Origin of the sequence: Staphylococcus sp. HMSC063F05 (assembly GCF_001837075.1) — a bacterium.
In the GTDB taxonomy this organism is placed as follows: domain Bacteria; phylum Bacillota; class Bacilli; order Staphylococcales; family Staphylococcaceae; genus Staphylococcus; species Staphylococcus epidermidis.
This window is the reverse complement of sequence record NZ_KV831328.1, coordinates 176670-185987: the sequence shown is the minus strand read 5'-3', so window position 1 is coordinate 185987 and position 9318 is coordinate 176670. Positions and strand designations below refer to the sequence as shown.

Genomic DNA, 9318 nt, shown 5'->3' with positions numbered 1-9318 from the left:
ATCAAAAGCCTTCTTATAAAACGATTAATCGATTTAGAGTAAATCCCAAAGTAGACGCTTTATTAGAATCATTATTTATTCAATTTCATAGTCAGTGTTTGAAACAAAATCTTATTGATGATCAGGCCATTTTTATTGATGGTACGAAAGTTGAGGCAAATGCCAATCGATATACATTTGTATGGAAAAAGAGTATTCAAAACCATGAGTCAAGAATGAATGAAAACTCTAAAGCACTCTATCATGAATTGGTGATAAATAAAATCATACCTGAGATTAAAAAAGATCATGATAATGACTTAACAAAAGAAGAAATAGATTTGATTGGTAGTCATTTAGATAAAGAAATCGAAGATTTAAACCAACATATCGATAATGAAAAATGTACTAAAATAAGAAAACAAATACGGCTCAAAAGAACTAAAATTAAAAAATACAAAAAGCAAATTAATGATTACTCTCAGCGAAAGCATAAATACGAAGTCCAAAAATCTATTTTAAAGGATAGAAATAGTTATTCTAAAACAGATCACGATGCCACATTTATGAGAATGAAAGAAGATCATATGAAAAATGGACAACTTAAACCGGGGTATAATTTACAAATAGCGACAAATTCTCAATTTGTTTTATTTTATAATGTGTATCAAAATCCGACTGATACAAGAACAATGATACCTTTTTTAAATACAATACAAGAGACCTACGGTCATTTACCTGAATATATTGTAGCTGACGCAGGTTATGGTAGCGAAGCCAATTATATGGCAATTATAGATAATTTTAATCGAACGCCACTCATAACTTATGGAATGTTTATAAAAGATAAAACTAAAAAATATAAAAGTGACATCTTTAATACTCAAAATTGGGATTATGACGAAATTAACGATGAATTCATTTGTCCGAATAATAAAAGACTAGGATTTAAAAGATATGCCTATCGTCATGATAAATATGGTTTTAAACGAGACTTTAAATTATATGAATGTGATGATTGTTCAGAATGCCCTCTGAAACAACAATGTATGAACTTCAATTCAAAAACAAATAAAAAAATAATGAAAAATTATAATTGGGAATATTTTAAAGCCCAAATTAATAAAAAGCTTTCAGAACCAAAAACAAAAACCATCTACAGTCAAAGAAAAATTGATGTGGAGCCTGTTTTTGGATTTATGAAGGCTATTTTGGGTTTCACTAGAATGTCCGTTCGAGGGATAGATAAAGCCAAAAGAGAATTAGGATTTGTGCTAATGGCACTTAATATAAGAAAAGTAACAGCTCAACGAGCTGAAAATAATCAAAAAAATAATAAAAAAGACAATTTCTATATTATTTCAATAGAAATTGTCTTTTTTTACTTATCCTGGGACTTTATGTCCCACACTCTTGTTCTGTGTTAAAGATATATTTTACTTTTTAGAACGCTTTTTGGTTTTTACAACTTTTTTAGTTGATTGAGGCGTTTTCTTCTTTTTAGAAGTAACTTTCTTCTGTTTTGTATCTTTGTTATCACTGTTTTGTTTACGTTTAACGACGGGGATTGAATAAATATCCTCTTCACTCAATTGCTTTTCTTTAGATTTCTTATGTTTAGCAACTGGAATTGAATGTTTGTCATCGTTTTGAATTTGTTCTTCTTTATCTATTTTACGCTTAGTTATTACAATTGGATCTATTTTATCAGTATCTGAAAGACGAATGTCTTTGTGACAATTTTTTATCGATTGTTTTTCTTCTTCTTCTTTTTTACGTCTTTTAGCCAAAACTAACCAGAAACTAGAAAGTAAACCAGTTAATGTAATAACACCTACAGTTTTGCCGAAATTATCAACTAAATGTTTGAATAGACTATCATTATCATTCTTATGAAGTTTTGGTTGCTGTGTTTCTTTGTTGATTTTACCTGGTTCAACACCCGTTCCTTTTAGAACTTCTTTGAATGTTTCAGTTTGTACGATATGGTTTGCAACATCCTTTTCTCTTAATCTAGCATCAAATTTTGAATGAAGATAATTAAAGTTATGCAAGGAATCGTTGAAAGATTGATTTATAATACTTACATTTACTTTCAAGATTTGCTCTATACCTTGTAACAATGCTTTGTGTACATCTTGTACGGTATGCGCACCACGAATTGAATTCATCGTTTCTAGTTGAATTTGTTTAATTCTATCAAGTGCCCATTGTTTTATAAAGTAAGAAGCAGATTGATTATTTAGTATTTGCTGAGTTTTGTTTACTACAACGTATCCTAATTTATGTTCTGCTATATGTTTTTCACCTAGTAAATGTGCTTGGTTTAAAATATGTTTATATCTATTATTAAACTCTTGTTGTAATTGATTTAATTCTACTAAATTATGAGCATGCTCGACTTTTTCTAAAAATTCTTTTTGTAGTGCAGTTAATTGTTTATCAAACTGAGTTTTTTCATTAGAAGTTAAACCTTTTATTGTTTCAATTTCTTTGAAACCATTTTGGATTTGAGTATTAACATCAGTAATGATATCCTTTTTAGCTTTATTTAGCGTAAAGCGTTTAGGATCAAACTGATCTATTTCTTCAAAATCAGTTCGTTTTACTGTTTCAATATCTTTAATCGATTTTGAATGATTCACTTTATCGATGGCTTGCTTTTTCAATCTTTCAATTTCAGCTTTTGCATCTTCACGTTGAGTAGACGTTAATTCGTTATTAGAATCTATATCTTTGATTTTTTGTTTTACCAGAACATCAATTGTTTTTATAGCATCCTTTTTAGCTATTTGTAATTCTTTTTCTACAACTTTGACTGGAACATTTACAGTGACATATGAGCCATCAGCTAAAATAACCTTAACTTTAGCGGTTAGGTGATCAGCTACTTTATCAGTGTTCGGTAATGAAACAATATTGACTTTAAGTTCATCAGTTAAAGTCATAGCTCCAATTATAGATTCTAATGAAATAGTTTCATCTCTGTGAACAACCACCTCACTTGTTACTAGAGCATTTTGAAGGCTCAATTCAGGTAGTTCAAAAACTAATGGTTGCTGATCAGTATCCCAAATAATGATATGAGCTAAAGTATTAAATGCATGCTCTTTATTGTTATTGATATCATCAATTGAATTAGAATTTTCGATATGTTGAAGTGCATCTTTTTCTGTTTTATCAATATCTGCTAAAGCATGTGCCTTTTGAGAAGGTGTTAAATCAGTGTTGTTATTTATTGCATCTCGTTTCTTTTGTGATAACTCTTTTATCACTTGTTTAGCTTCTGCTTTGGCGATAATTAATTTTTTAGTAGTTTCAATGACTTCATCTAGTTTTGTTGTAGCATTTTCTATTTGTTGTTTGTTTATAGCTTGTTGAATTTCATTCTTAATTCCATTTACTAACTTATTAATTTGAGATATTAGTTTATTTTTTTCTTCATTTGATAAGTTTGGATTTTGACTAATTAAGTGATTTATATCTTCAACTTTTTGGTCAATCATTTGATTAGCATCTAGTTTTGCTTTAGGTAATTCATCTGCATGTATGTGTTCAATTGCAGATTGCCCTTCATCTTTTGCTTGATTAACTAAATCATTTGATGTTGCGTGATTAATATTAGAAAACGCTTTTCTAGCTTCCTCATTTACCATTTGTTTTGCTTGAGCTTTAGAATTTGATGTTGCATTAGCGTGTTCAATTTCATCAAGTTGACGTTTGAGCGTATCTTTAATGTCATTATGTGCTTTTGTTTGAGCATCTTTAAGTCTTTCAATTCCATTTAGAAGTGCTCTAGCATCATCCATGTTTTGAATCATTCCAATTATGATATTAGCGTCTTTATTTGTACCGTTTTCTTTGTCAAGAACATTATTCGCTAAGTTGATAGCGTAATCATATTGTAATTTAAGGTCTTCATCAGCATTTAAATATTCAATGTTGTCTTTTGTAGTTGCTGTTAATTGAGCTACATGTTCTTTTAAACCTTGCATAGCATCATTTAATTCTATTGCATTATCAACGATTTGATTAATTATTTTAATGTCTTTAGACGCTCTAATCTGATTAATTATTGCAGCTTTTTGAGCATTATTAAGTATATCTAATTCTTTAATAATAAATACTTTAGATTTTTGTTGATGTTCTTTTAGACGTCGTTCACCATTTAATTGGTCTTTAGCATTATCTATTTGTGTTAAAAGATGTTGAATGTCATTGATATTGACATTTGTACCGCTATTTTTATTTAATACGCCTTTAGCTTCTTTTAAAGCTTTGTTAAATTGACGTTTTAAATTATAATCAGCGTTTCTATAATTTAAACTTGCTTTAACAGGATTTACTAAGGTTTTAAGCTTATCTCTCAATAATTTCATTTTATCGTTTAATTTTAACGTTGATTGAGTGAGCTGAGATAACTCTGTTAAAGTATTTGCTGAATTTACCTTGTTTGTGACATCTTCAAGTTGTGCTTTATTTAAATCTTTTAATCCTTTTATTAATTTTAGATCTTTGCTCTTCTCAGTTGCAAGTCGTTGTTCACCATTCAATGCATTTTTTGTATCGTAAATGGCTTGACTAAGACCTAATACTTCTTCAATCGTTGCTGGATTTTCTGAAGTTTTAGAACTTGTTGCACTTGCTTGTTGTAGCGCCTCATCAAATTCAATTTGTAAATTCTTATCAGCATTAATATAATTCACACTATTTGGAACAGAAGTTGAATTACTTTCTAGAGTATCTCGTAAGTCTTTCATTGCATTATCTAAATCACTAGCTTTAGATAATGTATTTGCTAAAGATGATAAATCATCAGAGTTGTGAATATTACTTTCAGCAATATGACGCTGTGCATCATTGATATAAGATAAAGATTGTACGTATTGAATTGCTTTAGCTTTAGCTTTTGATAAACGTTGGATACCATTTAAAGCATCTTTAGTATCCTCAATCACTTGTTTGAGTCCCTCAATTTGTATTTCATCTAAATTTTTACCATTTTCTTTTGCAAGTACTTTTCGAGCATTACTTAAAGCATGGTCAAATTGTTGTTTTAAATCTTCATCTGAATTTATATAATTTGAGCTTGCTTGGACAGGAAAAGCTTGATTATTAAGTTCATCTCTTAAAGATTTCATTGCATCATTTAAATCAAATGCTTGATTCACGATTCTAGACAATTGTGCAATAGAATTAGTATTCATAATTTCATCATTTGCATGTGTGAATTGAGCTTTATTAATAAATTTTAAACTATCAATTAGTTTTTCTGCTTTTGATTTTGCAGCTGTTAAACGTTCAATACCGTTAAGTGCATCTTTAGTTTTGAATATATCATCTTTAAATGTATCAATTGCATTGAAATCTAAGTTCTGACCTTGAGTTTTGTTGAGTGCATCACGTGCATTGTTGATAGCTTGAGTAAAGTTATCTTTGCGTAGGTTATCGGCGTTAATATAATTTATACTTGCTTTGGTTGGAGCATAGTTATTAACGATTGCGTTAGCTAATTCACCCATAATGTCATTGAGGTTTGTGCCCTCGTTGACAAGATGTTCTAATTCTAATAAATCATGCGATTGCGTTACTTTATCCTCTAAAGCAGACTTTTGAGCATTGTTTATTTTTTCTAGTGATTTAATATATTCTAAAGCTCGTGGTCTAGCATGATTTAATCTTTCGAAACCATTTAACGATGTTTCTGCATTTATTAATTGTTGTAACGCTTGTTTTGCTTCATTTTGGGTTGCGTTAGATTTTTGTATATCTTGTCCATGTTCTAGTGCATCATCATAAGCGATAATTTTGTCGTCGTCGGCTTGTCTATAATTATCACTATTTTCAATAGAATCAGCATGATTAATGAATTGTTCTAATTTACCCATTACTTTGTTTAATGCCAGAGCATTGTTACTAGCAGTAGCGATTTCTTCTAGTTTTGTTGCGTTTTTAACACTTTCTTTCGCAGTTTGTTGTTGTAATGAATTAAGATGTGTTAATTGGTCAATTGTTTGATTAGCATGAACTTTAGCTTCTTCAACTCGCTGATCACCATCGAGGTTTTCTGATGCTTGAGTTAATTGTTCTAGTGCTTGTCGTACTTGATCTAAACTTACATTTGAGCCATTTATTTTATCAATGATTGCTTGAGCATGTGATACAGTTTGGTCTACTTTTTCCTTTTTATCCTCTGAAGCTTCAGTGTAATTAGGCAAAGTAGTATCTGTAATCACTACTTGAGTTTTATCTTCAAGTGATTTCATAGCTTCATCAAGGGTTTTAGCTTGTTGCAGAAGTTGTTTAACTTCAGTTCTTAATGCTGCGTGAGAAATCATATCTTTTATAGATTGCTTTTGTGCATTATTAAGATAATTCATATGTTTAATTTCATCATTTGCATTTGATTTGTCATATGATAGTTTTTCTGCGCCAAATAGTATTTTTTCGTTAGCTAGGACATTATCCTTAACAATATCGACTTTATAAGGTTCTAATGTTGGATTTGTTGTCTGATTAAGTAGTTGTTCGGCATCAGCAATAACTCGATCGTATTGTTGTTGATATTTTGAATCTTCATTTAAATATTTACTATCGTTCAATATATTATTTTTATGAGCAACTACTTGTTGTAGTGTTTCCATAGCTTTATCAAGAGCTTGAGCATTATCTAAGTTCTTTGCAACTTTTTCGCGTGTTGTAGCATTTGTATTCGTATTTATCATTACCTCGCGTTGAGCAACATTAAGATGAATTAGACCATTAATTACATTAGCGGCATCTTGTTTTGCATGAGCAAGTTTCTGATCACCATGTAAGTTATTTTGAGCTGTTTCGAGTTCATGAGTTATGCTATTGATTACTGTTGGATCCATTTCAGGATTTGTTTGTCTATGAATGATTGAATCAACATGATTTATAGCTTGTTGATACGCCTCTTTTTCAGGTTGATCTTCGTTAATGAATCGACTACTATCTAACACTTTATCTGCATTTTTATATACTTTGTTAAGTGCTTTCATTGCATGATTTAATGATTTTGCTTTTTCAATTGCTTGGGCAACTTCTGTTCTCGTTTTAGCAGTATATATTTGATTAGATATTGAACTGCTTTGTTGTGATGTTAAATCATCCAATTTACTTAATTCTTTATCAGCTAAATCGATAGTTTGATAAAGTTTTTGTTTACCTCTGAGTTGTTTTTTCGCTTGATTAACTTCGTTGATAGCATGCTCTATATCTTCAATAGATAAAGTTGGATTTACTGTTTGATTAAGTATTTCTGTCACATGATCAACGGCGTTATTGTATGTTTCTTGAACATCAGGGTCTTCATTAATATAGTTACTTGACTGTTTGACTTGCTCTTTATCTTTGATACTTTCTTCTAAATTCTCCATAGCATGATCGAGTATTTTTGCTTGGCCAATAATAGCCGCAACTTCAGCTCTGGTAACTGCGTTATTAATTTTTTCATTTAATGCGTTTTGTTGTGCTTGATTTACAGCATCCGTTAGTTGCTTAATTATTTCTTTATCCAATGTTGGATGTTGTTCATTGATAATATTTTCGACTTCTCTAACTGCGTGATTATATTGCTCTTTTTTAGCATCACTTGCATTAATATATTTGCTCTCTTGTCTTACGGATGATTGATTTTGAATGCTGTTTCTTAAATGCTTCATAGCGTCATTTAAAGCTTGAGCACTTTGAAGTTGTTCAGCTACTTTTTCTCTTGTTTGAGCTTCATTAACCAATCTATTTATGGCATCTCTTTGTGGTGCATTTAAATCGTTTAAACTATTAATCAATAAGTTTGCATTTTCTTTTGCTTGTTGTAATTTATGTTCTCCATCGAGTGCATTGATGGCATGCTTTATGTTATTGATTGCATTCTCTATTTCGTCATGAGACATCGTAGGGTTTGCTACTTGATCAAAGATTGATTGTGCATGATTAATTGTATCGTTGTACATATTTTGAGGTGTACTATCCTCGTTTATATAATTGTTTGATTGTCTCACATTATCTTGTTGAGCAACGATATCTTTAAGTTTTTTCATATCATTATTTAAAGCTTTCGCTTTGTTATAGATATTATTTACTTGTGAAACTATAGTTGCTTGTTCAATTTCATGAGTTAATGCTTCTTTTTGAGCTTGATTGAGGTTATCTAAGTGATTGACTGCAAAAGTTTTTGAATTTTTATTGTCATTCAATTCACGTTCACCATGAAGTGCATCTTTAGAAGTTTTTACATTTGATGTTGCACGTTCCACCTCTAAAGGATTCATAGTTGGATTAGATGTTTGATTGATTATTTGTTTTACACGATCAACGGCATTGTTATATGCAGTTTGATTACCAACAGTTTCATTGATGTAGTTACTTGTTTGTTTAACTTCATGTTCATCAGTAATACTTTGACGTAAAGTATTCATTGAATCATTTAAAGCTTGTGCTTTATTAATTACTTGATGTACTTCAGAACGGGTTTGAGTTTGTTGAATTTCTTGATTTAATTGTTCTTTTTGAGCTTGGTTTAGACCAGTCATTTGATTAATAGTATTGATGGACTGTTGTTGAGCTTGTTCTAGTTTTTGTACGCCATGTAAATCATTTTTAGCTTCAGTAATTTTATCAGCAATAGTGTTAATATTAGTTGGAGACATATTTGGATTTGTTTGTTCAGCAACTATGTTTTTACCTCTATCTGTATACTCATCAAAGTTAACTTGTTGAGAAGTATCTTCATTAATATAATTACTCGTTTGTTTTATTGCGTCATTACCAGTTAAAGCATCATCTAATTTTTTCATCGCATCATTAAGTTGATTTGCTAATTGAACTACTTTTTGTACTTCTGGTCTAGAATTAGAGTTTTGAACTTTAGTTTCAAGATTACCTCTTTGCGCTTGATTTAAGTAATTTAACGCATTTAATGTTGCTTGGGCATCTGTCTTGTCGTTAGCAAGTTTTTGATCACCATGTAAATTATCTTTAGTTTGTTTAACTTCATTTAGGACACTTTGAATCTCATCATTTGCCATTACTGGTGTTGGTTGATCATTAATTATATTTTTAGCTTTATTTACGGCTTGATTATAAGCATTTTGTTGTTCAGAATCTTCATTGAAGTACTTACTACTTTGTAAAATTTCATTATTATCAGCAATAGAATCTCTAAGTGCTTTCATTGTATTATTTAATTGTTTAGCACTTGCAATTTTTTCTCCTACTTGGCTTCTTGTTGGTGCACTGAAAATATGATTTAAAATCGTATCTTTTTGCCCGTTCGTCAAGCTATTAAGGTTTTGTAGTTGTTCTGAAGCTTCTTTT

General features: G+C 30.1%; 2 protein-coding genes (1 of these 2 cut by a window edge). One reads left to right on the top strand and one right to left on the bottom strand.

All coding sequences use genetic code 11. The annotated features are described in order from the left end of the window. On the top strand, window positions 1-1406 hold a 1406-nt coding region (locus HMPREF2576_RS04235; protein WP_070861184.1), incomplete at its 5' end, for an IS1182-like element ISSep1 family transposase. Between the two features lie 9 nt (window positions 1407-1415). Here the strand turns inward: HMPREF2576_RS04235 and ebh are convergent. Next, on the bottom strand, window positions 1416-9318 hold the end of the coding sequence (gene ebh / locus HMPREF2576_RS04230) for a hyperosmolarity resistance protein Ebh (protein ID WP_083320092.1). The gene runs 22457 nt beyond the window's last position; only the last 7903 of its 30360 coding nucleotides appear in the window; its start codon lies beyond the right edge, outside the window; it ends in the stop codon at window positions 1416-1418.